Origin of the sequence: Streptomyces sp. NPDC048606 (genome assembly GCF_040650855.1) — a bacterium.
Lineage (GTDB): Bacteria > Actinomycetota > Actinomycetes > Streptomycetales > Streptomycetaceae > Streptomyces.
Genome location: NZ_JBEZIB010000035.1, coordinates 57,431 through 81,454, shown reverse-complemented (window position 1 = coordinate 81,454; position 24,024 = coordinate 57,431). Strand labels below are relative to the sequence as shown.

Annotated in this window: 23 protein-coding genes; 16 read left to right on the top strand and 7 right to left on the bottom strand. The window is 74.3% G+C overall.

Annotated features, from left to right (window positions below; all coding sequences use genetic code 11):
- Nucleotides 1-97: 97 nt before the first annotated feature.
- The 3 genes from AB0D01_RS31140 to AB0D01_RS31130 all read left to right on the top strand — a co-directional run bounded on the left by AB0D01_RS31140 (nucleotide 98) and on the right by AB0D01_RS31130 (nucleotide 3,639).
- On the top strand, nucleotides 98-2,137 hold the full coding sequence (locus AB0D01_RS31140) for a peroxidase (RefSeq protein WP_363061101.1): 2,040 nt from the start codon (nucleotides 98-100) through the stop codon (nucleotides 2,135-2,137).
- Between the two features lie 178 nt (nucleotides 2,138-2,315).
- Entirely contained in the window at nucleotides 2,316-2,909 is a 594-nt protein-coding gene (locus AB0D01_RS31135) for an XRE family transcriptional regulator (protein ID WP_363061149.1), read from the top strand.
- Between the two features lie 4 nt (nucleotides 2,910-2,913).
- Complete coding sequence (locus AB0D01_RS31130) at nucleotides 2,914-3,639, top strand: helical backbone metal receptor (RefSeq protein ID WP_363061099.1); 726 nt, start codon at nucleotides 2,914-2,916, stop codon at nucleotides 3,637-3,639.
- Here AB0D01_RS31130 and AB0D01_RS31125 read toward each other — a convergent pair.
- Nucleotides 3,636-4,769, bottom strand: a complete 1,134-nt coding sequence (locus AB0D01_RS31125) for a TDT family transporter (RefSeq protein ID WP_363061097.1) — start codon at nucleotides 4,767-4,769, stop codon at nucleotides 3,636-3,638. The genes AB0D01_RS31130 and AB0D01_RS31125 overlap by 4 nt on opposite strands.
- A 70-nt stretch (nucleotides 4,770-4,839) precedes the next feature.
- Between AB0D01_RS31125 and AB0D01_RS31120 the strand changes: the two genes are divergently transcribed.
- A complete protein-coding gene (locus AB0D01_RS31120; RefSeq protein WP_363061095.1) occupies nucleotides 4,840-5,778 on the top strand; it encodes a LysR family transcriptional regulator in 939 nt (312 codons plus the stop codon).
- 37 nt (nucleotides 5,779-5,815) lie between these two features.
- Here AB0D01_RS31120 and AB0D01_RS31115 read toward each other — a convergent pair whose 3' ends face one another.
- From AB0D01_RS31115 to AB0D01_RS31100, 4 genes are all read right to left on the bottom strand, one after another.
- On the bottom strand, nucleotides 5,816-6,634 hold the full coding sequence (locus AB0D01_RS31115) for a hypothetical protein (RefSeq protein WP_363061093.1): 819 nt from the start codon (nucleotides 6,632-6,634) through the stop codon (nucleotides 5,816-5,818).
- A 27-nt stretch (nucleotides 6,635-6,661) separates the two neighbouring features.
- Complete coding sequence (locus AB0D01_RS31110) at nucleotides 6,662-7,369, bottom strand: gamma-glutamyl-gamma-aminobutyrate hydrolase family protein (protein WP_363061091.1); 708 nt, start codon at nucleotides 7,367-7,369, stop codon at nucleotides 6,662-6,664.
- Between the two features lie 59 nt (nucleotides 7,370-7,428).
- A complete protein-coding gene (gene eat, locus AB0D01_RS31105) occupies nucleotides 7,429-8,922 on the bottom strand; it encodes an ethanolamine permease (RefSeq protein WP_363061089.1) in 1,494 nt (497 codons plus the stop codon).
- A gap of 119 nt (nucleotides 8,923-9,041) precedes the next feature.
- Nucleotides 9,042-9,788, bottom strand: coding sequence for an FCD domain-containing protein (locus tag AB0D01_RS31100; RefSeq protein WP_363061087.1), 747 nt, complete (start codon nucleotides 9,786-9,788; stop codon nucleotides 9,042-9,044).
- Nucleotides 9,789-9,865: 77 nt separating this feature from the next.
- Between AB0D01_RS31100 and AB0D01_RS31095 the strand changes: the two genes are divergently transcribed.
- The 4 genes from AB0D01_RS31095 (at nucleotide 9,866) to AB0D01_RS31080 (ending at nucleotide 14,984) form a co-directional block, all read left to right on the top strand.
- The gene (locus AB0D01_RS31095) at nucleotides 9,866-11,236 is read left to right on the top strand and encodes a glutamine synthetase family protein (RefSeq protein WP_363061085.1); all 1,371 of its coding nucleotides are present in this window, start codon (nucleotides 9,866-9,868) and stop codon (nucleotides 11,234-11,236) included.
- Between the two features lie 83 nt (nucleotides 11,237-11,319).
- Nucleotides 11,320-12,699, top strand: a complete 1,380-nt coding sequence (locus AB0D01_RS31090) for an aldehyde dehydrogenase family protein (RefSeq protein WP_363061083.1) — start codon at nucleotides 11,320-11,322, stop codon at nucleotides 12,697-12,699.
- Nucleotides 12,700-12,705: 6 nt separating this feature from the next.
- On the top strand, nucleotides 12,706-13,500 hold the full coding sequence (locus AB0D01_RS31085) for a 3-oxoacyl-ACP reductase (protein WP_363061081.1): 795 nt from the start codon (nucleotides 12,706-12,708) through the stop codon (nucleotides 13,498-13,500).
- Nucleotides 13,501-13,649: 149 nt separating this feature from the next.
- The gene (locus tag AB0D01_RS31080; protein WP_363061079.1) at nucleotides 13,650-14,984 is read left to right on the top strand and encodes a haloacid dehalogenase-like hydrolase; all 1,335 of its coding nucleotides are present in this window, start codon (nucleotides 13,650-13,652) and stop codon (nucleotides 14,982-14,984) included.
- A 25-nt stretch (nucleotides 14,985-15,009) separates the two neighbouring features.
- Here AB0D01_RS31080 and AB0D01_RS31075 read toward each other — a convergent pair whose 3' ends face one another.
- Nucleotides 15,010-16,212 carry an amino acid deaminase/aldolase gene (locus tag AB0D01_RS31075; protein WP_363061147.1) on the bottom strand — a complete coding sequence of 401 codons (1,203 nt, stop codon included), beginning with the start codon at nucleotides 16,210-16,212 and terminating at the stop codon, nucleotides 15,010-15,012.
- A 160-nt stretch (nucleotides 16,213-16,372) separates the two neighbouring features.
- Here AB0D01_RS31075 and AB0D01_RS31070 point away from each other — a divergent pair, with 160 nt between their 5' ends.
- The 3 genes from AB0D01_RS31070 to AB0D01_RS31060 are packed head-to-tail and all read left to right on the top strand — an operon-like array spanning nucleotide 16,373 to nucleotide 19,211.
- Complete coding sequence (locus AB0D01_RS31070; protein ID WP_363061077.1) at nucleotides 16,373-17,176, top strand: hypothetical protein; 804 nt, start codon at nucleotides 16,373-16,375, stop codon at nucleotides 17,174-17,176.
- Complete coding sequence (gene mycP, locus AB0D01_RS31065; RefSeq protein ID WP_363061075.1) at nucleotides 17,173-18,462, top strand: type VII secretion-associated serine protease mycosin; 1,290 nt, start codon at nucleotides 17,173-17,175, stop codon at nucleotides 18,460-18,462. Before AB0D01_RS31070 ends, mycP begins: the two co-directional genes overlap by 4 nt.
- 2 nt (nucleotides 18,463-18,464) lie before the next feature.
- Nucleotides 18,465-19,211 carry an SseB family protein gene (locus AB0D01_RS31060; RefSeq protein ID WP_363061073.1) on the top strand — a complete coding sequence of 249 codons (747 nt, stop codon included), beginning with the start codon at nucleotides 18,465-18,467 and terminating at the stop codon, nucleotides 19,209-19,211.
- 98 nt (nucleotides 19,212-19,309) lie between these two features.
- Here the strand turns inward: AB0D01_RS31060 and AB0D01_RS31055 are convergent, their stop codons facing one another.
- Nucleotides 19,310-19,690, bottom strand: a complete 381-nt coding sequence (locus AB0D01_RS31055) for a DUF1844 domain-containing protein (protein ID WP_363061071.1) — start codon at nucleotides 19,688-19,690, stop codon at nucleotides 19,310-19,312.
- 325 nt (nucleotides 19,691-20,015) lie between these two features.
- On the opposite strand from AB0D01_RS31055, the gene infC reads away from it, so the two are divergent.
- From infC to AB0D01_RS31030, 5 genes are all read left to right on the top strand, one after another.
- The gene (gene infC, locus AB0D01_RS31050) at nucleotides 20,016-20,726 is read left to right on the top strand and encodes a translation initiation factor IF-3 (RefSeq protein WP_363061069.1); all 711 of its coding nucleotides are present in this window, start codon (nucleotides 20,016-20,018) and stop codon (nucleotides 20,724-20,726) included.
- A 105-nt stretch (nucleotides 20,727-20,831) separates the two neighbouring features.
- Nucleotides 20,832-21,026 carry a 50S ribosomal protein L35 gene (gene rpmI / locus AB0D01_RS31045; protein ID WP_266598480.1) on the top strand — a complete coding sequence of 65 codons (195 nt, stop codon included), beginning with the start codon at nucleotides 20,832-20,834 and terminating at the stop codon, nucleotides 21,024-21,026.
- Nucleotides 21,027-21,128: 102 nt separating this feature from the next.
- On the top strand, nucleotides 21,129-21,515 hold the full coding sequence (rplT, locus tag AB0D01_RS31040) for a 50S ribosomal protein L20 (RefSeq protein WP_007263143.1): 387 nt from the start codon (nucleotides 21,129-21,131) through the stop codon (nucleotides 21,513-21,515).
- A gap of 172 nt (nucleotides 21,516-21,687) precedes the next feature.
- Complete coding sequence (locus AB0D01_RS31035) at nucleotides 21,688-22,545, top strand: RNA methyltransferase (RefSeq protein WP_363061066.1); 858 nt, start codon at nucleotides 21,688-21,690, stop codon at nucleotides 22,543-22,545.
- 54 nt (nucleotides 22,546-22,599) lie between these two features.
- Nucleotides 22,600-23,922, top strand: coding sequence for an ATP-binding protein (locus AB0D01_RS31030; protein ID WP_363061064.1), 1,323 nt, complete (start codon nucleotides 22,600-22,602; stop codon nucleotides 23,920-23,922).
- Nucleotides 23,923-24,024 lie beyond the last annotated feature (102 nt).

Genomic DNA, 24,024 nt, shown 5'->3' with positions numbered 1-24,024 from the left:
TCGTTCGAGCCCCCGTCGTCGTGTGCCGGCGCCGCGCCCCCCGGCGCCCCGGCCCCTTCGGCGTACCCGTCCGCACCCCGACCCAGGAGCCCCCACGATGGATGTCGCCGACCGGCAATCCGCCCCCGACCGCCGGACCGTGCTCAGGGCCGGGGCCGCCGGGGCGGGCGCCGTCGCGCTCGCGATGTGCCCCCACGCCGCCGCGGCCGCCCCGACGGCCGCCCCCGCCCCCGCCGCGCCCGCCGCGCCGCCCGCGGGTCCCGCCGCCTCCCGCGCCGACGCGGACGACCTGCCCCTGCGCACCGACCGCACCACCCAGGGCGACATCCTCGCGGGCTCCCGCAAGGACCACGCCTGCCTGCTGCTCCTGCGCTTCACCGACCCCGTCAAGGCCCGGCGTTGGCTCGCGGACCTGCTCCCGCAGCTGTCCACCACCGAGGAGATGGCCCGCTTCAACGCCGCCTTCAGCGCGGCCCGCGTCAAGGCGGGCGGCGTCGATCCCGCCGCCCTCTCCGCCACCTGGACGGGCCTGTCCCTGACCCACCCCGGCCTGCGGCTGTTCGCCGGGCGCGAGCCCTTCCCCGCCCTGCCGCCGGGCGGTACCGCCGAGGCCTTCGTCCAGGGCGCGGCCCAACGGGCCGAGGCCCTCGGGGACACCGGCGACAGCGCCCCCGACTCCTGGCTGTTCGGGGCCGGGCAGTCCGAGCGGCCGGGGCGCTCCGCCGCTTCGGGGGGACCGGTCCACGCGGTGCTCAGCCTCTCCGCGGACGAACCCGCCAAGCTCGCCGCCGCCGTCGCCCGCCACCGCGAGGCGCTCGGGCCCGCCTCCGGGACCGTCGTCTTCCGGCAGGACGCCGCCACCCTGACCGGCGCCCTGCGCGGCCACGAACACTTCGGCTTCACCGACGGCATCAGCCAGCCCGGCGTGCGCGGCTTCCACGCGCCCGACGCGGCCACCGGCACCACCGTCGAGGGCAGGCCCGGCACGCGGCTGGTCCCGGCCGGGGAGTTCCTCGTGGGCCAGGAGCGGATCGGACAGCGGCCCGCCGGGCTCCCTGCGTGGGCCACGGGCGGCTCCTTCCAGGTCGTACGGCGCCTCGCGCAGGACGTGCCCGGATGGTGGGAGCAGGTCCGGGCGCGGCTCGTCGAGCTGAAGCGGGCCGGGGCCGCGCCCGCCGAGGCCGGCGACACCTGGCTCGCGGCCCGACTGGTGGGGCGGTGGCCGGGCGGCACCCCCATCGCGGGCTGCCCGCTCGTCGAGAAGCCGGGCCCCCTCGGCAGGGACCCCGACGCCGACCTCACCTACGCCGACGACCCGCAGGGCTGGCACACCCCGCTGTTCGCCCACATCCGCAAGGGCAACCCGCGCGACGGACTGAACCCCGCCCCGGGCCGGCCCCCGGTGGACGCCGCCGAACTCGACAGCCGCCGGATCATTCGCCGCGGCATCCCCTACGGCCCCGCGTACGACCCGAAGGGCGGCGCCCGCTCGGGCGCGGACGTGCCGCGCGGGCTGGTCTTCGTCGGCTACCAGGCCGACCTCGTCCAGCAGTTCGAGTTCGTCGCGAAGCGCTGGATCAACGAGCAGGACTTCCCGGCCGGCCGCAACCCCCGCGTCGGCGCCGACCCGGTGATCGGCCCGGACACCCCGGTCACCTTCGAGAACCCCTCCGACACGGGCAGCCGGGCCGCCACCCTGCGCTTCGGCCGGTTCGTCCGCACCGAGGGCGCCCTCTACGCCTTCACCCCCTCCCTGACCACCCTGCGCGACCTGGCCCGCGGCACCCTCGACGACTCCGTCGAGGTCCACCCCGCCACCGTGCTGCGCGCCGGCGACGTCATCGACGCGGGCGCGGTGCGCCTGGTCCTGGGCGCCGACGGGGACCTCGTCGTCCTCGACCGCGACGGGTCGCGGACCTGGAGCGCCGGTACCGCCGGATCCGGTCACGACGCCCTGTTCGACCGCGACGGGGAGCTCACCGTGCGCGACGCCTCGGGCGAACGGGTCTGGAGCAGCGGCACCGAGGGCCACCCCGGGGCGAGGTTGCTGGTCAGGCCCGAGGGCGACGTGGTGATCATCGACGGGGACCGGGCGGTCTGGAGCGCCCCCGAGGACCGGCGCGCGCACGCAGGGTGACGGCCGCGCCGCGGAAACCTGCCCGGGTGCGATCGGGTGAGGCCCTTGGGCGCGAATCCGGGGCGGGATGCTGCGTAAGGTGCTTACAGCACATCGACGTGCGACGAGGACAGGGGAGGGCAGCCCCGCCATGAACGAGAAGGACGACAGGAAGATCGCGGAGGACGGCGCCGGCGGCATGGACGGCGGAGACAAGGACAAGGACTCCAAGGAGCCGCTGCGGGTGGGCGTGGCCGTGCGCAAGCGGCGCCGCGCCCTGCACCTGACCCTGGCCGCGGTGTCGGCCCGCAGCGGCCTGTCCGTGCCCTTCCTGAGCCAGATAGAGAACGAACGGGCCCGCCCCAGCATGCGCTCCCTGGAGCGGGTCGCGGACGCGCTGGAGACCACCGCCGTCGACCTGCTGGCCGCCTCCGACACCGCGCGCACCGTGGACCTCGTACGGGCCGGCGACGACTCGGGGCTCACGCCGATCAAGGGCGTACGGCCCCTGGTGCGCGGCCACCACCAGCTGCACGCGTTGGAGTTCAGCGGGGACCAGGACGCGGGCCGCGAGTACCAGCACCGCAACGACGAGCTGATGTACGTGGTCTCGGGCGCCTGCCAGGTGGAGGCGGAGGGGCGGGCCTACCGGCTGGAGAGCGGGGACGCGCTGTTCCTCTCCGGCGGGGTGCGCCACCGCTGGAGGGCCGTCAGCGAGGACACCCGGCTGCTGGTCGTCGCCGTCGGCGAGCACATCCACGCCACCTCCGAGCCCCCCGCGCCGGGCCGCTGAGCCGGTGCGCGTCGTCTCGCTCGTCCCGTCCCTGACGGAGGCCGTCGCCGTGTCCGCGCCCGGACGGCTGGTCGGCGTCACCGACTGGTGCACGCACCCGGCCGACCTCGGGGGCGCGGTACGGATCGGCGGTACGAAGAACCCCGACGTACGGGCGATCGTGGGGCTGCGCCCCGACCTGGTGATCGCCAACGAGGAGGAGAACCGGGCCCCCGACCTCGCGGAGCTGCGCGCGGCCGGGGTGGAGGTGCTCGTCACCGAGGTCCGCACCCTGCCGCAGGCCTGGACCGAGCTGGACCGGGTGCTGGTGGACGCGCTGGGGCTGCGCAGGCCCGCCTGGCTGTCCCGGGCGGAGGCCGCCTGGGACGGGCCGGCGGCTGCCGGCGGCCCGCCGGTCCGCGCCTTCGTCCCCGTCTGGCGGCGGCCCTGGATGGTGCTCGGCCGCGACACCTTCGCGGGGGACCTGCTGGCCCGACTGGGCGTGCGCAACGTCTACGCCGGGCACGCGGAGCGGTACCCGCGGGTGCCCGCCGAGGAGCTCGCGGCGAGCGGCTGCGAGCTGGTGGTGCTCCCCGACGAGCCGTACCGCTTCACCGAGGAGGACGGCCCGGAGGCCTTCCCCGGCATCCGGGCCGCGCTGGTGAGCGGTCGTCATCTGACCTGGTACGGGCCCTCCCTGGAGGAGGCCCCGCGGGTGCTGGCGCAGGCGCTGGCAGCGGCGCGCCGCTAGCGGGGCGCGGCCAGGAGGCGGCCGTCGAACAGGCCGCGCAGGGTGTGGCCGGCGGCGAGCACCCAGGCGGTGACCAGGGCCAGGAACAGGGCCGCGGCCAGCCAGGAGTAGGCGGTGAGCCCGGTGTGCCGGGCCAGGCCCGCGGCGCCGGTGACACAGGTGCCGACGGGGAAGGTCAGGGCCCACCAGGTCATCGCGAAGCCCATGCCGGCGCGGGCGGCCCGGACCAGCATCGCCGCGGCCAGGGCCAGCCACAGCAGGGCGAAGCCCATCACGGGGACCCCGTAGACCACCGCGAAGGCGCCCAGGGCGCCGGCGTAGGGGGCCGCGATGGCGCCCTGGGCGACGTCGGCGAGCTGGTTCACGGCGGTGGTGGACTGGCCGAGGGGGCCCAGCACCAGGAACAGGGCGGGGGTCAGCGCCAGGGGCAGGGGGCCGCTGACGATCAGCCGGCCGAAGACCAGGGGGAGCATCAGCAGGGTGGCGAGCAGGCTGACGCCGAACATGGCGTAGCAGGCCAGCAGCAGGGCCTCGCGGGGCTGGCCGGCGGGCAGGTGGGGGACCAGCAGGGGACCGAGGGCGGCGGAGACCATCGGGGCGACCACGGGCAGCAGCCAGACGGGGGTGGCCTGGGAGGCCTCGACCTTGTGCCGGACCACCATCAGGTAGGGCACCACCACCGCCATCAGCAGGCCGACGGCGGTGCCGGTGGTGAACAGGACGGTGTCGACGGCCACGGCCGCCCGCTCCCCGATCAGGTCCTTGCCGACGATCACGGTGCCGCCGCCGACGGCCAGCAGGGCCATGGACAGGCACCCGTAGAAGGGGGCCACCGCCGGGTCGAGGAGGTGGGAGCGGGCCTGGTCGCGGTGGTGGAGCCAGTGGCCGGCGCGGGCGGTGAGCAGGACGAGGAGGGCCGCGAGGGACAGCGCCCAGAAGACCTGGCAGGCCACGCGCTGTCCGGGGAGCTGGTACGGCAGGCTCGCGCCGGCGTTGGCGATGATCGCCGTGCCCATGATGGACGCGTACCAGTTGGGGCCGAGGTGGCGCAGCGCCGGGACCTTGTGGGTGCGGGGCGAGGTGCGGGCGGTGTGGGGTGTGGTGCGGGGGTGCACGAGCGTGGTGGCCATGGGTCCAGCCTGCGGCGGGGCCGACCCGGACGGCAGGGATCACCCTCCTATGAGGCCATAAACTGATGTTATGGGTAATGAGGAGTGGGTTCCGCTCGCGCACCGCGTACCGGACCTGGGCGCGCTGGAGCTGCTGCTCGCGGTCGCCCGCGTCGGCAGTCTGAGCGGCGCGGCCCGCCGGCTGGGCATCACGCAGCCCGCCGCGAGCAGCCGGATCCGCGCGATGGAGACCCGCCTCGGGGTGGCCCTGGTGGACCGCTCGCCGCGCGGCTCGACGCTCACGGCGGAGGGCGCGCTGGTCACGGACTGGGCCCGGCGCGTGGTGGAGGCCGCCGAGGCCTTCGACGCCGGGGCCCAGGCGCTACGGGGCCGCCGCGACTCCCGGCTGCGGGTGGCGGCCAGCATGACCATCGCGGAGTACCTGCTGCCCGGCTGGCTCATCGCCCTGCGAGGGGAACGCCCCGGGACCGCGGTCTCCCTGCACGCGGGCAACTCGGCCGACGTCGCCCAGCGCGTACTGGCCCACGAGGCGGACCTCGGCTTCGTCGAGGGGCTGTCGGTCCCCGACGGCCTGGACTCGGTGGTCATCGCCCAGGACCGCCTCGTGGTGGCGGTGGCCCCCTCGCACCCCTGGGCGCGCCGCTCGCGCGGGGTCCTGGCGGCGGAACTGGCGGCGACCCCGCTGATCCTGCGCGAGCGGGGCTCGGGAACCCGACAGGTGCTCGACGCCGCCTTGGCCTCCGCCGGAGGACTGGCGGAGCCGCTGCTCGAACTGGCGTCGACCACCGCCGTCAAGGGCGCCGCGGTGAGCGGAGCGGGCCCGTGCGTCCTGTCCGAGCTGGCCCTGGGGGACGAGCTGGCGGCCCGCCGCCTGGTGGGGGTACCGGTGGAGGGCACCGCGCTCGACCGCGCCCTGCGGGCGGTGTGGCCCATGGGCGCCCGCCCCGCCGGTCCGGCCCGCGACCTGCTCTCCCTGACGCGCCGCCGCACCCCGCCCGTCTCCGCCTGAGCCCGGTTCCGGCCGGACCGGGGCGGGTCGGGGCGGATCAGGCCGGTTCGCTCGGCGTGTCGTCGTGCGCGCGCAGGGCCCTGGTCAGGAGGGCGCCGGCGACGATCAGGGCCACGCCCAGCCACCACACGTTCCCGTCGAAGACCAGCACCGCGATGCCGATCGGGACGAGCAGGCCCGCCAGCGGCAGCAGCAGACCGGCGAGCCGGCCGCCCTCGGGGGCGCCGCCACCGGCCGCGCGGACGGCGCGGGCGCGCACGACCTCCGGGTACCAGACGGTGAACCGCAGCGCGGCCACGATCGCGAGGATCTGGATGATCCAGCCGGTCCAGATGTTGTTCGGGTTGCGCAGGACCAGGTCCCCGAAGGCGCCCGCGAGGGCCGCCACCAGGAAGGCCAGGCCCCACACGGCGGTGATGACCCGGTTGGCCCGCAGGAAACCGGGCTCGTGCCACAGGGAGGGATCCACCTGTTCACGGGCGTACTGGAGGGTGAAGGGCATCCCGACGGCGATCGAGCCGAAGGCGATCAGGGTCAGGGTGATGTTCGCGACCTCGCCGGCGTACGTCTCCAACCAGCGCAGCGTGCCCGCGCTCGCCAGGATTCCCACGACGGTCATCGCGGCGAAGAACACCACGTCCGCCACTTCCAGCAGCTTCCACGAGCTGCCCCGGTGGACCACCCGGCCCAGCACGACCAGGGCGACGGCCGCGGCCAGGGCGAGCCCGACCGCGATCTCGAAGCGCCCCGGGCCGACCAGCAGGGAGAAGACGATCCACGGCGCCATCCCGATGACCGGGTTCTCCAGGAACCCGGCCATCGACCGGGAGGCCGCTCCATAGGCTTCGGACCGCACCCCTCCAGCCTGCCCCGGACGGCCGGGTCAGGCCACCGCTACCGCCGAGCGCTCGGCGGCGGCCTCCAGGAACGAGGCCATCACGCGGGTGTCCTTGTCCCGCTCGGGGTGCCACTGGACCCCCACCACCCACCGGTCGCGCTCCGGCAGTTCCACGGCCTCCACCGTGCCGTCCTCGGCGTACGCGGAGACGACCAGGCCGCGCCCCAGCCGCTCCACCGCCTGGTGGTGGTACGTCGGCACGTCCGCCACCTCCGGGACCAACTCCCCGTACCGGGTGCCCGCCACGGGGCTGACCGGGTGCCAGGACGTGACCCCGGGGGTGTGGACGTGGCCGTCGATGTGCTGGATCAGGGTGCCGCCGAGCGCCACGTTCAGCGCCTGCATGCCCCGGCAGATGCCCAGCAGCGGGGTGCCCGCCTCCAGGGCCGCCGCGATCAGCGCGAGCTCCCACCCGTCGCGCACCGTCGCCGCCGGCCCCGTACGGGGGTCGCGCGGGGCCCCGTAGCGGACCGGGTCCACGTCGGGGCCGCCCGAGACGATCAGGCCGTCCAGCCGGTCCAGCACCTCCGCCGCCCGCTCCGGTTCGTCCGGCGGCAGCAGGACGGCCGTGCCGCCCGCCGCCTGGACCAGTTCGTAGTACCCGCTCGGCACGAGGGCCGTGGGCAGGTCCCACACGTTGTAGCGGGTGGATTCCTCGACGTAGGTGCTGATGCCGATGAGCGGCCTGGGCACGGTGTTACCTCCAGGGTGGTGCCGGACGGTGGTGCTCGGAGACGACAGGGGCAAGGATTTCAGTCGCGGGTCAACTCGGCCTCGGCTTCCGCCAGCGCGGCGAACTCCTCCTCGGGTGCCGAGGCCACCAGGTGGTGCCGACTGTAGATCGCGAAGTAGGCCAGGGCGACGGCGTACACGGCGAGGGCGATGAACGCGGCGTCCCGGTCCACCAGGAAGGTGGCGACCAGGGCCGAAAGGGCGAGGACGAAGGCGACGGACGAGGTCAGGACGCCGCCCGGGGTGCGGTACGGCCGCTCCAGGCCGGGCTCGCGGCGGCGCAGCACGATGTGGGAGAGGGCCATCAGGGCGTACGAGATCGTCGCCCCGAACACGGCGATGTTCAGCATGCGCGCGCCGTTGCCGGTGGCCGCCGCGAGGGCGAATCCGATGGCGCCGGGAATCACCAGTCCGAGGTACGGGGCCTTGCGCTTGGAGGTGAGGGAGAGGAACCGCGGGAGGTAGCCGGCGCGGGACAGGGCGAACAGCTGGCGCGAGCCCGCGTAGATGAGGGAGAAGAAGGAGGCGACCAGTCCGGCCAGCCCCGCGTAGTTGACGAACCGGCTCAGCGCGGTCGGCCCGTCGTCCCCCTCCAGGGCGACGACGAGCGGGTTGCCCGCGCTCTTGACGGCGTCGGCGCCCTGGGCGCCGGTCGCGGCGAAGAAGGTGATCAGGGCGAGCAGCGCGAGGACGCCCATGGAGATGGCCAGCGCCTTCGGCATCGAGCGGACCGGGTCCTTGGCCTCCTCGGCGGCGAGCGGTACGCCCTCGACGCCGAGGAAGAACCACATGCCGAACGGGAAGGCGGCCCAGATGCCGAGGATCCCGAAGGGCAGCCAGGAGCCGGAGCCGAACGCGCTCGTGTCCACGGGGATGTCGTCGAGCGAGGAGGCGTCGAACTCGGTCAGGGCGCCGACCGCGAAGATCAGCAGCGCGGCCACCGCCACGGCCGTGACGATCAGGCTGAAGCGCAGGGCCTCGCCCACGCCCCACAGGTGCACCCCGATGAAGAGGACGAAGCAGCCGAGGTAGACGGGCCACCCGGAGGTCAGCCCGAACAGGCCCAGGGACTCGACGTAGTCGCCGATGAAGATGACGATGGCCGCGGGGGCCAGGATGTACTCGATGAGGATGGCGGTGCCGGTCAGGAAGCCGCCCCAGGGGCCCAGCGCCCGGCGGGCGAAGCCGTAGCCGCCGCCCGCCGTCGGCAGGATCGTGGACAGCTCGGCCAGGGAGAAGACCAGGCAGGCGTACATCGTGCCCATGAGCACGGTGGCGATGGCCAGGCCGCCGAAGCCGCCCTTGTCCAGGCCGACGTTCCAGCCGGAGAAGTCCCCGGAGACGACGTAGGCGACGCCGAGGCCGGTCAGCAGCAGCCAGCCGGCGCTGCCGCGGCGCAGGGTGCGGCGCTCCAGATAGGCCGCGTCCGAACGGGCCGCGTCCGACGTCCCCGAGGACGCGGAGGGGGGCCCGGGGGGTGCGGATACGGGCACGGGTGCGATGTCGTCGGCCATGTGCGCTCCTGCCTAGGGCAATGCAATGGTTGTGAGGCGTACCTTTGCGTCACGGGCGTGGAGCGCGCAAGACCCTTGCGTTAAAGACCGGTTACGAATGGGGCGCCGCGGGCTCCCGCTCACGCCAGGAAGCCCCGCAGCAGGGCCGCCGTGCCGCAGCAGTGCTCCCGCATCGCCCGCCGGGCGCCCTCCGCGTCCCGCTCCAGCACCGCCTCGACGAGCGCGGTGTGCTGCTGCTGCGAGTGCTCCAGGTTGCGCACCAGCAGCGGGATGCAGTCCAGCAGGTCGTTCACGGTCGCGCGGACGGCGGCGTACTGGGCCGTCAGGCTGGCGGAGCCCGCCAGTTCGCACAGGGTGAGGTGGAAGAGGGTGTCCTGGCGGCGGTAGTCGGGCAGCGGGGCGTCGTGCGTGGCCGTCAGCGCCCGCAGCAGCCGCTCGGCGCCCTCCTCGGAGAGCCCCTGGGAGGCGCACAGCCCGGCCGCCCCCACCTCCAGGACCTCGCGGAACCGCAGCACGTCCTCGATGTCCACCCCCGCCACGCGCCGGCGCAGCTCCTCCTCGGCGCCGCCGGCCGGCGTGTCCGGGCGGGCCAGGACGAACGTCCCGCCGTAGCGCCCGCGCCGGGCCTCCACCAGGCCCTGGTCCTGGAGCACCTTCAGCACCTCGCGCAGGGTGACCCGGCTGATGCCCATCCGCTCCGCCAACTCGCGCTCCGGCGGAAGGCGTTCCCCGCCGGGCACCAGACCCAGCCGGACCACCTGGAGGATCTGCTCCAGCGCCTCCTCGAACCCGTTGCCCGCCCGCACCTGGCGCAGTACGGGATTCAGCCGCGCGATCGCGCCACCCTCGTCCGTGATGTCGGTCATCTCGGCCCCTCCCCTTCCCAAGCAATGGTTCTGTTCAATACCTTAGGCGCACTCGGCTCACCGAAGGAGAGATTCCAGTGGTAGACCGCAAGCCCCCGCTCACCCCCGAGGAGCTCCGTGCCCTCGTGGAGAGCGGTGAGATCGACACCGTGGTCCTGGCCTTCCCCGACATGCAGGGACGGCTCCAGGGCAAGCGGTTCGCCGCACGCTTCTTCCTCGACGAGGTCCTCGCCCACGGCACCGAGGGATGCAACTACCTCCTCGCCGTCGACACCGACATGAACACCGTCGACGGCTACGAGATGTCCTCCTGGGACCGGGGCTACGGCGACTTCGCCATGCACCCCGACCTCGCCACCCTGCGCCGCGTCCCCTGGAACCCCGGCAGCGCCTTCGTCATGGCCGACCTCGCCTGGAACGACGGCACGCCCGTCGTCGCCGCGCCCCGCCAGATCCTGCGCCGACAGCTGGAGCGCCTCGGCGAACTCGGCTACACCGCCATGGTCGGCACCGAGCTGGAGTTCATGGTCTTCCAGGACACCTACGAGCAGGCCTGGAACACCAACTACCGGGGCCTGACCCCGGCCAACCAGTACAACATCGACTACTCCGTCCTCGGCACCGGCCGCGTCGAACCCCTGCTGCGCCGCATCCGCAACGAGATGCAGGCCGCCGGCCTGGTCGTCGAGTCGGCCAAGGGCGAGTGCAACCTCGGCCAGCACGAGATCGCCTTCCGCTACGACGAGGCGCTCACCACCTGCGACCAGCACGCCGTCTACAAGACGGGGGCCAAGGAGATCGCCTCCCAGGAGGGCGTCTCCCTGACCTTCATGGCCAAGTACGACGAGCGCGAGGGCAACTCCTGTCACATCCACCTCTCACTCACCGACACCGACGGACGCAACGCCATGGCCGGCGAGGCCGACCGGGACCACGGGATGTCCCCCGTGATGCGCCACTTCCTGGCCGGACAACTCGCCGCACTGCGCGACTTCTCCCTTCTCTACGCCCCGAACATCAACTCGTACAAGCGTTTCCGCCCCGGATCCTTCGCACCGACCGCCGTCGCCTGGGGCGTCGACAACCGCACCTGCGCCCTGCGCGTGGTCGGCCACGGACGTTCCATGCGCTTCGAGAACCGCCTCCCCGGCGGTGACGTCAATCCCTACCTCGCCGTGTCCGGCCTGGTCGCGGCCGGTCTCTACGGCATCGAGAACCGCCTCGAACTTCCCGAGGCCTGCCCCGGCAACGCCTACACCGCCGACTTCGCGCACGTCCCCACCACGCTGCGCGAGGCCGCCGAACTGTGGGAGAACAGCGAGATCGCCAAGGCGGCCTTCGGCCCCGAGGTCGTCGCGCACTACCGCAACATGGCCCGCGTCGAACTCGACGCCTACGACTCCGCCGTCACCGACTGGGAGCTGCGCCGCTCCTTCGAACGCCTCTGACCGCCCCGCGCCACGACCGCACCCCCGACCCGCGGCTTCGACCCGCACCCCCGATCCGCACCCGCACCCCCGAAAGGCATCACGTGTCCGACGCGCCGGCCCCCGCCGACCTGGCCGTACTGAACCCGGCCACCGAGGAACTCGTCGCCACCGTCCCGGCCGCCACACGGGACGACGTCGACGCAGCCGTCGTACGGGCCACCGCGGCCCAGCGCCGCTGGGCGGCCCTCGCCCCCGCGGACCGGGCCAGAGCACTGCGCCGCTTCGCGGCCGTCGTCGACGGGCACATCGAGGAACTGGCCCTGCTGGAGGTCCGCGAAGCCGGCCACACCCTCGGCAACGCCCGCTGGGAAGCCGGCAACGTCCGCGACCTGCTGGAGTTCGCCGCCGGGGGAGTGGAACGCCTCTCCGGCCGCCAGATCCCCGTCGCCGGCGGCATCGACGTCACCTTCCTCGAACCCCTCGGCGTCATCGGCGTGATCGCCCCCTGGAACTTCCCCATGCCGATCGCCGCCTGGGGCCTGGCCCCCGCCCTCGCCGCCGGCAACGCCGTCCTCCTCAAGCCCGCCGAGACCACCCCGCTCACCGCCCTGCGCCTCGCCGAACTCGCCCTCGAAGCCGGGATCCCCGAGCACCTCTTCCAGGTGCTCCCCGGCCACGGGTCCGTCACCGGCGACGCCCTGGTCGAGCACCCCGGAGTCGCCAAGATCGTCTTCACCGGCTCCACCCCGGTCGGCAAGCGGATCATGGCCAAGTGCGCCGACCGCGTGAAGCGGGTCACCCTCGAACTCGGCGGCAAGAGCCCCAACATCGTCTTCGCCGACGCCGACCTCGAAGCCGCCGCCGCGGCCGCCCCCATGGCCTACCTCGACAACACCGGCCAGGACTGCTGCGCCCGCACCCGGATCCTCGTGCAGCGCACCGTCTACGACCGGTTCCTGGAGCTCGTCGCCCCCGCCGTCGAGGCCGTCCGCGTCGGCGACCCGCTCGACGAGAAGACCCAGATGGGCCCCCTCATCTCCCGCACCCAGCTGGAGCGGGTCCGCTCGTACGTCACCGACGACCTCACCGCGATCCGCGGCACCGCCCCCGACGGCCCCGGCTTCTGGTTCCCGCCCACCCTCGTCACCGACGTCGCGCCCACCGCGCCCGTCGCCGCCGAGGAGGTCTTCGGACCCGTCGCCGTCGTCCTGCCCTTCGAGGACGAGGAGGACGCCGTGCGCCTGGCCAACGCCACCGCGTACGGACTGTCCGGCTCCCTGTGGACCCGCGACGTCGGCCGCGCCCTGCGCGTCTCGCGCGCCGTCGCCGCGGGCAACCTGTCCGTCAACTCCCACAGCAGCGTCCGCTACTGGACCCCCTTCGGCGGCTACAAGCAGTCCGGACTCGGCCGCGAGCTCGGACCCGACGCCCTCACCGCTTTCACCGAGACCAAGAACGTCTTCATCAGCACGGAGGCCTGAAACACCATGAGCACTGCGTCCCGCGAAGAGATCGTCTGCCGCCGCCTGGTCGGCCGGACCGCCGTCATCACCGGAGCCGGCAGCGGCATCGGCCTCGCCACCGCCCGCCGGCTCGCCTCCGAAGGCGCCAACGTGGTGTGCGCGGACATCGACGAGACCGCCGGCAAGGCCGCCGCCGAGGAGGTGGGCGGTCTGTTCGTCAAGGTCGACGTCACCAGCCCCGAGGAGGTCGAGGCGCTGTTCAAGACCGCCTTCGACACCTACGGCTCGGTCGACATCGCCTTCAACAACGCGGGCATCTCGCCCCCGGACGACGACTCGATCCTCACCACCGGCCTGGAGGCCTGGAAGCGCGTCCAGGACGTCAACCTGACGTCCGTCTACCTGTGCTGCAAGGCGGCCCTGCCGTACATGCGGAGCCAGGGCCGGGGCTCGATCATCAACACCGCCTCCTTCGTGGCGATCATGGGCGCCGCGACCTCCCAGATCTCCTACACCGCCTCCAAGGGCGGCGTGCTCGCCATGTCCCGCGAGCTCGGCGTGCAGTTCGCCCGCGAGGGCATCCGCGTCAACGCCCTGTGCCCGGGACCGGTCAACACCCCCCTCCTCCAGGAACTGTTCGCCAAGGACCCCGAGCGGGCGGCCCGCCGCCTGGTCCACATCCCGCTCGGCCGGTTCGCCGAACCCACCGAGATCGCCGCCGCCGTCGCGTTCCTCGCCAGCGACGACTCCTCCTTCATCAACGCCACCGACTTCCTCGTCGACGGCGGCATCTCCGGCGCGTACGTCACCCCCCTGTAGGCCCCGCGCGGCCCCGAGGGACCGCCCCCGCTCCACCCCTCCCGACAGCCGGGCGTCGCACGACGCCCGGCTGTCGCGCACCGCCGCACGCCGCACCGCTGCACCGCCGCCCGTCACGACCTCCAGGAGACAAGGGAGCGTTCCCACCCGTGCCCCGAACCGTGCCCCCACCCGCGTCCCGCCCCGTGACCCCCCGCCGCACCCTGCGACGGATCCAGGCCGTCGGCGCCGCCCTCGCGATCTCCGCCGGCACCCTCGCCGCCTCCGCCCCCGCCCACGCCACCCCCGACGGCGCACCCTGCGTCACCCCGCGCCTCGCGGCCGGCTGGCACGGGGACAACCGGGCCCGCCTCCAGCGACTGATCGACGCGTACGGCCGCTGCGGCCCGTACCGGCCGCACCGGAACAAGCCCGTCGCCGTCTTCGACTGGGACAACACCGTCGTCAGGAACGACGTCGGCGACGCCACCATGTTCTGGCTGCTGCGCCACGGGAAGATCCGCCAACCCGACGCCCGCGACTGGTCCACCACCAGCCGCTTCCTCACCCCGGCCGCCGCCCGCGCGCTGGCCGACGCCTGCGGCCCGCTCGCCCGCCCCGGCACACCGCTGCCCACCGGCACCCCGGCCGGCACGGCCTGCGCCGACGAGATCAACGCCGTCTACGGGAGCGCCACGACCCGCGCCGGAACCGCCGCCTTCGCCGGCTGGGACCGGCGGACGACCGAACCCGGCTACGCCTGGCTCGCGCAACTCACCCAGGGCTGGACCGCGCGCGAGGTACGCGGCTTCGCGGCGGCCGCCCGCGCCGAGAACCTGGCGGCCCCCGTCGGCGCCACCCAACGCGTCGGCAGCGGCACGGCCACCGGCTGGATCCGCTACTACGACCAGCAGCGGGACCTCGTCGCGACCCTGCGGAAGGCCGGCTTCGACGTCTGGATCAGCTCCGCCTCCCCGCAGCCCGTCGTCGAGGTGTGGGCCGACGGCGTCGGCATCGACGCCGACCACGTCATCGGCATCCGCAACACGACCACGCGCGACGGCCGGCACACCCCGCACCTCCTGGGGTGCGGAACGGTGCGCGACGGCGCCGACACGATGATCACCTACATCGACGGCAAACGCTGCTGGATCAACCAGGAGGTCTTCGGCGTGCGCGGCGCCGCGGCCGAGCGGATCCAGCCCGCCTCCCGCCGCCAGGTCTTCGCCGCGGGCGACTCCGACACCGACGTCTCGTTCCTGCGGGACGCGACCGCGCTGCGACTCGTCGTGAACCGCAACAAGAACGAACTCATGTGCCGGGCCTACGACGACGCCGACGGCAAGTGGATCGTGAACCCGATGTTCATCGAGCCGAAGCCGCGCAGGACCACCCCCTACCCCTGCTCCACCACCGGCTACGTCGACCACGACGGCACCCCGGGCCCCGTCCGCCGGTCCGACGGCGCCGTCGTCCCCGACCAGACGGACACGGTCTTCCCCTGACGCCCCGCCCTCCCGGCGTCGGGAACTAGAGGAAGGTGCGGCCCTCGCCCCGGTACGTCGGGGCGGAGGCCGTCACCCGGTCACCCTCGACCAGGTGCAACACGTCGAAGCGCTCGCACAGTTCACCGGCCTTCGCGTGCCGGAACCACACCCGGTCCCCGATCAGCAGATCGTCCGCCGGGGCGCCGAGCAGCGGGGTCTGCACCTCGCCGGCGCCCTCCTGCGGGTCGTAGCGCAGCCCCGCCGGCAGGTACGGCACCGGCAGCCGGTCCGCACCCGGCGCCCCGGACGCCGGATAGCCCCCGCCCAGCACGGTCACCACCCCGACGCCCGGCCGGCGCACCACCGGCTGCGCGAACAGCGCGGCCGGACGCCCCCGGAACGAGGTGTAGTTGTCGAACAGCCGCGGCACGTACAGCCCCGACCCGGCGGCGATCTCCGTCACCGCGGCCTCGGCCGCCGTCTCGGCCACGCTGCCCGTGCCGCCACCGTTGACGAACTCCAGGTCCGGCACCACCGCACGCACCGCCGCGACCGCCTCGGCCCGCCGCACCGCCAGCTCCCTGCGGGCCGCCGACTGCATCAGCCGGATCGCCCGCGAACGCAGCGGCCGGCCCGCGAGCGCGTCACCGACCCCGGCCACGTGTCCCTCGTAGCCCATCAGGCCCACCACCCGGAACCCGGGCCGCTCGGCCACCGCACGGGCCAGCTCCGCCAGTTGCGCCGGCTCCCGCAGGGGGGAGCGCCGGGCCCCGACCCGCACCCGGCCGCCGAGCATGCGCAGCGCCGTGTCCAGCTCCAGACAGACCCGCACCTCCTCGGCGCCGCCCGCGCGGGAACGGTCGATCAGGTCCAACTGGGCCGGATCGTCCACCATGACCGTGACGGCCGCGGCCAGTTTCGGGTCGTCCGCCAGCTCCGCGAACGCCGCCCGGTCGACGGACGGATACGCGAGCAGCACGTCCTCGAAGCCCGAACGGGCCAGCCACAACGACTCGGCCAGCGTGTACGACATGATCCCGGCGAACCCCGGCCGCGCCAGCACCCGCTCCAGCAGCGCCCGGCACCGCACGGACTTGCTCGCGACCCGGATCGGCTTCCCGCCCGCCCGACGCACCAGATCGTCGGCGTTGGCGTCGAACGCCTCCAGATCCACGAGAGCCAGCGGAGCGTCCAGGTGCGCGGTCGCCCGGTCGTACCGGGCCCGGTCGGAAGTCATGGCCCGCAGCTTGCCAGACGCCTCTACCGGTGGGTAGAGGCGCACGCGCACCCACCGCCGACCGGCCCGGACCCGGCTCGACCCCGGGCGGACCGGGGACGGCCCCGCTCCCCGGGCCCCGTAGAGTACGGGCAGGCAGCCGTACGGAATCGGGGGGCGGAGCCGCCGGATGACCACGTCGACACCAGGGCCCACGACCCTGGACGAACCCGGCCCGCCCCCGCCGAGGCGCCCGCGCCGCCACCCCCTGCGGGTGGTCACCGCCGTCCTGAGCGCACTCCTCGGCAGCGGCCTCCTCGCCGGCGCCGCCGCCACCGCCTGGAGCGAACACCGCGCCGCGCACCGCCCGTTGCCCCCCGACGCCGCCTACCGCAAGGCCGCTTCGCTGTGGCGCGAGGCCCCCGTGGACCGGCTGTTCCCGCCCGTCATCGACGCCGAGCGCAGCGGCCCCGGCGGCGCCGACCGCACCTGGACCCGCACCGCCCTGGCCCCGGACGCCGACTGCCCGGCCGGTCTGGCCGCCGACTGGCGGACCGCGTTCGCCGCCACCGACTGCACCCGCGTGTTGCGCGCCACGTACACCGACGCCACCCGCAGCAGCCTGGTCAGCGTCGGCCTCGTCTTCACCGCCGCCGACGCCCCGACCCTGGCCGGCCTGGCCCCGCGCCTCGGCGCCCCGCCCGCCTTCGGGTACGCCGACTCCCGCCGCGCCGCCTGGACGGCGACGGCCCTCCCCGGGGCCCCGGTCGTCGTCTACGCCGTCTCCGCCTTCGCCGACGGCCGCGCCATGGACGCCCCGGTACCCGCCGAGGAAGCGGCCCGCGAGGACGCCGAGGGCGTCGTCGCCGAAGCGGGCCTCGGCCACGCCGCGCGGGCCGTCGCGACCCGGATCGGCCTGGACGTCGGCGCCCTCGCGGCCCCTCCCGCCCCCGCGGGAACCTCCGTACCGGACACCCCGGAGCACCGCCGATGAGCCCGACCCGCACCACCGCGACGGCGACCGCCACCGCCGCCGGTCGTACCGCCGGCACCGCGACCACCACCGGCCCTGCCCCCGGACGGCCGGCCGGCCGCGCCGCCGCCCGCAGCGCCACCGGGCTGCTCGCGGCGCTGGCGCTGCTGGCCGCCGGCACCGCGACGGCCGACCCCGCCGCCGCCGACACCATCCGCGACCGCCAGTGGGGCCTGCTCGCCCTGCGCGCCGAGGAGGCCTGGGGCACCACCCAGGGGGACGGGATCACCGTCGCCGTCCTCGACACCGGCGTCGACCCCACCCATCCCGACCTCGCCGGGCAGGTCCTGGAGGGCACCGACCTCGTCGGCATGGGCGCCGGCCGCGGCGACCGCTCCTGGGCCCGCCACGGCACCGCGATGGCGAGCATCATCGCGGGCCACGGCCACGGCCCCGACCGCTCCCAGGGAGTCCTCGGAATCGCCCCGCACGCCCGGATCCTGCCGGTCCGGGTGATCCTCGAAGAGGGCGACCCGGGCCGGGCCAAGGCCCGCGACAGCAAGTCCGGCGCCCTCGCGGAGGGCATCCGCTGGGCCGCCGACCACGGCGCCGACGTCATCAACCTCTCGCTCGGCGACGACAGCGACTCCGCCCACCACGAGGCCGCCGAGGACGAGGCCGTCCAGTACGCCCTCGCCAAGGGCGCGGTCGTCGTCGCCTCCTCCGGCAACGGCGGCGAACGCGGCGACCACACCTCCTACCCCGCCGCCTACCCCGGGGTCATCGCCGTCGCCGCCGTCGACCGCAAGGGCCGCAAGGCGCCCTTCTCCACCAGGCACTGGTACGCGACCGTGAGCGCGCCCGGCGTGGACGTGGTCATCGCCGACCCCGACCGCTCCTACTACGAGGGCTGGGGCACCAGCGCCGCCGCCGCCTTCGTCTCCGGCGCCGTGGCCCTCGTCAAGGCCGCCCACCCCGGCCTGTCCCCGGCGCAGATCAAGAAGCTCCTGGAGGACACCGCCGGCGACCGCCCGGCCGGCGGCCGCGACGACGCCCGGGGCCACGGCACGGTGGACCCCGTCGCCGCCCTCCAGGCCGCCGAGGCGCTGCGCCCCGAGGCCCCCGCACCGGCCGCCGTCGCCGCCGGGCGGCAGTACTTCGGGCCCGGCCCCGCGCCGGCGCCGGCCCCGGGGAAGGACGCCCGCCCGGGCGCCGCCCTGGCCGCCGCCGGGGGAGCGGGCCTGCTGGTGCTGGCCGCCGTACTGGCGCGGCGGCCCCGCGCCGCCCGGCGGGATAGGGTCGGGTAACTGTGGCGACCAAGAACATTCCCGACCCCGGTTTCTCCGACGACGACGGCACCGCCGATCCCCGACTGAGCGCGGCCCTCGCCGCGTGGGCGGCGGACCGGTCGGCCGAACCGCAGGTGCTCGCGGCCCTGAAGGACGCGCGGCTGCTGGTGCCCGTGGTGGCGATGCTCGGCGAGGTCGAGACCGACCCCGAGACGGGCCTCAAGCGCGAGAAGACCAGCGACATGGCGGTGCCCACCCTCACGGCGGGCGACCGGCGGGCGCTGCCCGCGTTCACCTCGATCGCCTCGCTGGCGCTGTGGGACCCGGCGGCCCGCCCGGTGGCCGTCCCGCTGCACCAGGCGCTGGCCGCGGCCGCGCACGAGAAGGCCGACACGATCGTCGTCGACCTGGCCGGACCCGTCCCCTACCAGCTGACCGGTTCCGCCCTGCTGGCCCTCGCGGAGGGGCGTACGGACGCCGACCCGCTGGCCGCGCCGGCCGTGCGGGAGGCCGTACGGGCCGCCGTGGCGGCCGAGCCGGCGGTGTTGCGGGCCCACCTGGTCCCCGGCCGCTCCGGCTCGGGCTCCGACGGCACCCTCGCCGTGGTCCTGGCCCCCGACGCCGAGCCCGCGCCGGCGGCCCGCCGGGTGGCGGGGGCCCTCGCCGCCGACGAGACCCTGCGCGCCCGCCTCGTCCGGGGCCTGGACCTGGCCCTGCTCCCGGCCGACTCCCCGGCCCCGCCGGGGGAGGCCCTCTTCACGCGCTGAGCGCGGACGCCGAAGCGGACGCGGACGAGAACGCGGACGGGGGCCGCGGGGTGCTCGACCCCGCGGCCCCCGTCGGGTCCGCCGCAGTTGCCCGCGCGTCACGCGTAGACGGGACCCGTGAACTTCTCGCCCGGGCCCTGGCCCGGCTCGTCCTGGACGAGGGAGGCCTCGCGGAAGGCGAGCTGGAGGGACTTCAGGCCGTCGCGCAGCGGCGCGGCGTGGAAGGAGCTGATCTCGGTGGCGCTGGCGGTGACCAGGCCGGCGAGGGCGGTGATCAGCTTGCGGGCCTCGTCGAGGTCCTTGTGTTCGGAGTCCGGCTTGTCCAGGCCGAGGTTGACGGCCGCCGCGCTCAGCAGGTGGACGGCCACCGTGGTGATGACCTCCACGGCCGGCACGTCCGCGATGTCGCGGGTCATGTCGTCGTAGTCGGGGGCGGTGGCGGAGTCGAGAGCGGAATCGGAGGGCGTCGCGTCAGTCATGCGTCCCACGATATGCCGTGCGGCGGGCTTGTTTCGCGGGTGCTAGTATGTACATCGACCGGCCGGACACTGCTGTGCCCGGCCCACAAGTGGAGGCTCCGTTCTCCCACCCGACCACCCTCCGGGGAGGCGGGTCATCCGGTCAGGCGGTATCCATCGTTCCGTACGGACGATGGAAAGCCGCCCGAGTCTGCGCCCCGCGGTTCGCACGCGGCGGTGCTCCGGTTGTTTTGGAGCCCCTGCCTGTGCCCGGCGGGGCTTTTTTCGTTTCCGCCGCGGTAGGTCTGACGACAGAAAGACGTCAGCGGCTGTCTGCCAGACATCCGTGTGGTGCTACCGAGGAGGATCCATCAGCACCGAGCCCCGCATCAACGATCGGATTCGTGTCCCTGAGGTGCGACTCGTCGGTCCCAGCGGCGAACAGGTGGGCATCGTCCCGCTTGCGAAGGCGCTTGAGCTCGCGCAGGAGTACGACCTCGACCTGGTCGAGGTCGCCGCGTCTGCCCGCCCGCCGGTCTGCAAGCTCATGGACTACGGCAAGTTCAAGTACGAGTCGGCCATGAAGGCCCGTGAGGCGCGCAAGAACCAGGCGCACACGGTCATCAAGGAAATGAAGCTCCGGCCGAAGATCGACCCGCACGACTATGACACCAAGAAGGGTCACGTCGTTCGGTTCCTCAAGCAGGGCGACAAGGTCAAGATCACGATCATGTTCCGTGGTCGCGAGCAGTCCCGGCCGGAACTCGGCTACCGACTGCTGCAGCGTCTCGCTTCGGACGTCGAGGAGCTCGGCTTCATCGAGTCGAACCCGAAGCAGGACGGCCGAAACATGATCATGGTTCTCGGTCCGCACAAGAAGAAGACCGAGGCGATGGCCGAAGCCCGCGAGGCGCAGGCCGCCCGCAAGGCCGAGCGCCAGGGTGTCGCGGCCACCGGCGAGGAGGCTCCCGCCCAGGAGGCCGCCCCGGTCGAGGCCGAGGCCACCGAGGAGGTCTCCCCGGAGGCTCCCTCCACCGAGGCGAACACCGAGGCCTGATCCCGAGGCAGCCCGTCTCGGATCACCTACACAACATGACGCTCCCGCCGTCCGGTCCTTCCCCGGACCGGGTGGGAGCGCCACCGACGAGGAGATAACGGCGCCATGCCGAAGAACAAGACGCACAGCGGTACCAAGAAGCGCTTCAAGGTCACCGGCTCCGGCAAGGTGCTCCGCGAGCGCGCCGGCAAGCGCCACCTGCTCGAGCACAAGTCGTCCCGTGTCACCCGCCGCCTCACCGGCACCGCGGAGATGGCCCCCGGCGACGCCGCGAAGATCAAGAAGCTTCTCGGCATCTGATCCGCTTCCGCTCCGCCCGTCGGAGCGGACGGTTCAAGACCGGGACCCCATCGAATTCGGGCCGTGTGAAGACAACCGCGGCCCCGCTACAAGGAGTAAAAAGTGGCACGCGTCAAGCGGGCGGTAAACGCCCACAAGAAGCGCCGGGCGATCCTCGAGGCTGCCTCCGGCTACCGTGGTCAGCGTTCGCGCCTGTACCGCAAGGCCAAGGAGCAGGTCACCCACTCGCTGGTCTACAACTTCAACGACCGCAAGAAGCGCAAGGGCGACTTCCGTCAGCTGTGGATCCAGCGCATCAACGCCGCTGCCCGCCAGAACGGCATGACGTACAACCGCCTCATCCAGGGTCTGAAGGCCGCCAACATCGAGGTGGACCGCAAGATCCTCGCGGAGCTGGCCGTCAACGACGCCAACGCCTTCGCCGCGCTCGTCGAGGTCGCCCAGAAGGCGCTTCCGGCCGACGTCAACGCCCCCAAGGCCGCTGCCTAAGGGCTAGCCGGCCCGCTCCACGCGGCCGGCCCCCACGGACCCGCAGGCGATTCGCCTGCGGGTCCGTGTGCTTTGCGCCCCACCCCCGGTGTGCTTCACGCCCCACGCCCGGCCCCACCCGGCCCCGCCGCGCCCCCGGGCCCCGGAACCTTCGAAAGAGAACCGCAGACACATGGGTTACGCCGACGAGCTGATCTCCCCCCGGTCCCCGCGGGTGGCCGCCGCCAGGCGCCTCGCGCGGCGCAACTTCCGCACCAAGGAGCGGCGGTTCATCGCCGAGGGCCCGCAGGCCGTCCGGGAGGCCGTCGAGCACCGCGGGGCGCAGGGCGCGACCCTGATCGAGCTGTTCGCCACCGTCGAGGCCGCCGAGCGCTACGCCGACATCGTCGAGGCCGCGCTGCTGGCCGGCGCCCGCGTCCACCACGCCTCCGACGAGGTCCTCGCCGAGGTCTCGCAGACCGTGACCCCCCAGGGCCTGGTCGGCGTCTGCCACTTCCTGGACTCGCCGTTCGAGGAGATCCTCAAGGCCGGCCCGAAGCTGGTGGCCGTCCTCGCGCACGTCCGCGACCCCGGCAACGCCGGCACGGTCCTGCGCTGCGCGGACGCCGCCGGCGCCGACGCGGTCGTGCTCACCGACGCCTCCGTCGACCTGTACAACCCCAAGTCGGTGCGCGCCTCCGTCGGTTCCCTCTTCCACCTCCCGGTGGCCGTCGGCGTCCCGGTCGAGCAGGCCGTGGCGGGGCTGCGGGCGGCGGGCGTGCGCATCCTCGCCGCCGACGGGGCCGGCACGGACGACCTCGACGCCGAGCTGGACGCGGGCACGATGGGCGGCCCCTCGGCCTGGGTCTTCGGCAACGAGGCCTGGGGCCTGCCCGAGGAGACCCGGGCGCTCGCCGACGCCGTCGTGCGCGTCCCGATCCACGGCAAGGCGGAGAGCCTGAACCTCGCGACGGCCGCCGCCGTGTGCCTCTACGCGTCCGCCCGTGCACAGCGGGCGCCCGGAGGGTGCCGCTCCGTGACCCCCAGCTAGTAGGGTGTCCGCCCGGGAGCCACTGCGCTCCTCGGAGATGTGGGGTACGGGGACATGACCGTCGGTACGAACAGCTCGCCGGGGGCCGCGGGAGCCGCGGACGCGGCCGGGGAAGGACTCCGGGACACCCCCGGGCCCCTCGACGCAGGGCTGCCCGTGCCGCCCGCACCGGACCCGGCCACCGTTCCCGACGCCCTGCGCGGTGTCCCGCCGCAGGCCCCGGCCGCGGCCCGGCGCGCCCCGGGCGGCGAGGGGGCCCCGCGCGGGCGCGGCGCGGGCGCGCGGACCCGTACGGCCGCCGCGGAGGAAGCGTCCGCTGGTACGTCGCCGGCCGACCTCGGGCTGATCGACCCCGACGACCTGCCCGACGGGCTCGTCATCGCAGACCACGACGGCCGGGTCATCTGCTTCAACCGGGCCGCCGCCCGGATGACCGCCACCGACCCCGCGCGGGCCCTCGGCGCCCGCATCGACCGGGCCCTGCCGCTGGAGGACCTCGAAGGCCGCCGCTGGTGGGCGCTGACGGACCCCTACGGGGGGCTCGCCACCCGACGCGGCCAGCCCGAGCGCAACCTGCTGCTCCCCGGGGGCCGCGAGGTCCTGGTCTCCGCCCGGTACGTGCGCGCCCACCCCACCGGCCCGGTGCGCCGCCTCGTGGTCACCCTGCGCGGCACCGAGGCCCGCCGCCGCACCGAGCGCAGCCACGCCGAACTGATCGCGACGGTCGCCCACGAGCTGCGCTCGCCGCTGACCTCCGTGAAGGGGTTCACCGCGACCCTCCTCGCGAAGTGGGAGCGGTTCACCGACGACCAGAAACGGCTGATGCTGGAGACCGTCGACGCCGACGCCAACCGCGTCACGCGGCTGATCGCCGAACTCCTCGACATCTCCCGCATCGACTCCGGTCGCCTGGAGGTACGCCGGCAGCCGGTGGACCTCGCCGCGGCCGTGGGCCGGCACGTCCAGGCGCTCACCGCCAACGGCCAGGCCCCCGAGCGGTTCCTCGTACGGGTCAGCAGGCCGCTGCCGGACTGCTGGGCCGACCCGGACAAGATCGACCAGATCCTGGGCAACCTGCTCGAAAATGCGGTGCGCCACGGGGACGGAACGGTCACCATCGACGTGTCGCCGCACGAGAAGGGAACCGCCGTCACCGTGACCGACGAAGGCCCCGGGATCCCCGAGGAGTCGATGGCCCGCGTCTTCACCCGCTTCTGGCGGGGGAGCAAGCGCGGCGGCACCGGCCTGGGCCTGTACATCGTCAAGGGCATCGTGGAGGCCCACGGCGGCACCATCACCGTCGGCCGGGGCCCCGGAGGCGGCGCCGAATTCCGATTTATCCTGCCCGTGAGCGCGCCGGCCTACCTCACCCAGTAACCCTGCGGAGAGTCTCGCCAGGCGGCCCACGGGCTCCTCCACCCCCGTCGACCTTTAGACTCGTCCTTTGGCACCTTTGTGTCCGCGTGCCGAGTCGTACGG

Bases quoted from the DNA above. Each gene is read 5' to 3' on its own strand.
- AB0D01_RS31140 (WP_363061101.1), top strand. From the start codon at position 98: ATGGATGTCGCCGACCGGCAATCCGCCCCCGACCGCCGGACCGTGCTC.
- AB0D01_RS31135 (WP_363061149.1), top strand. From the start codon at position 2,316: ATGGACGGCGGAGACAAGGACAAGGACTCCAAGGAGCCGCTGCGGGTG.
- AB0D01_RS31125 (WP_363061097.1), bottom strand. From the start codon at position 4,769: ATGGCCACCACGCTCGTGCACCCCCGCACCACACCCCACACCGCCCGC.
- AB0D01_RS31120 (WP_363061095.1), top strand. From the start codon at position 4,840: ATGGGTAATGAGGAGTGGGTTCCGCTCGCGCACCGCGTACCGGACCTG.
- eat (WP_363061089.1), bottom strand. From the start codon at position 8,922: ATGGCCGACGACATCGCACCCGTGCCCGTATCCGCACCCCCCGGGCCC.
- AB0D01_RS31100 (WP_363061087.1), bottom strand. From the start codon at position 9,788: ATGACCGACATCACGGACGAGGGTGGCGCGATCGCGCGGCTGAATCCC.
- AB0D01_RS31085 (WP_363061081.1), top strand. From the start codon at position 12,706: ATGAGCACTGCGTCCCGCGAAGAGATCGTCTGCCGCCGCCTGGTCGGC.
- AB0D01_RS31070 (WP_363061077.1), top strand. From the start codon at position 16,373: ATGACCACGTCGACACCAGGGCCCACGACCCTGGACGAACCCGGCCCG.
- mycP (WP_363061075.1), top strand. From the start codon at position 17,173: ATGAGCCCGACCCGCACCACCGCGACGGCGACCGCCACCGCCGCCGGT.
- AB0D01_RS31055 (WP_363061071.1), bottom strand. From the start codon at position 19,690: ATGACTGACGCGACGCCCTCCGATTCCGCTCTCGACTCCGCCACCGCC.
- rpmI (WP_266598480.1), top strand. From the start codon at position 20,832: ATGCCGAAGAACAAGACGCACAGCGGTACCAAGAAGCGCTTCAAGGTC.
- AB0D01_RS31035 (WP_363061066.1), top strand. From the start codon at position 21,688: ATGGGTTACGCCGACGAGCTGATCTCCCCCCGGTCCCCGCGGGTGGCC.
- AB0D01_RS31030 (WP_363061064.1), top strand. From the start codon at position 22,600: ATGACCGTCGGTACGAACAGCTCGCCGGGGGCCGCGGGAGCCGCGGAC.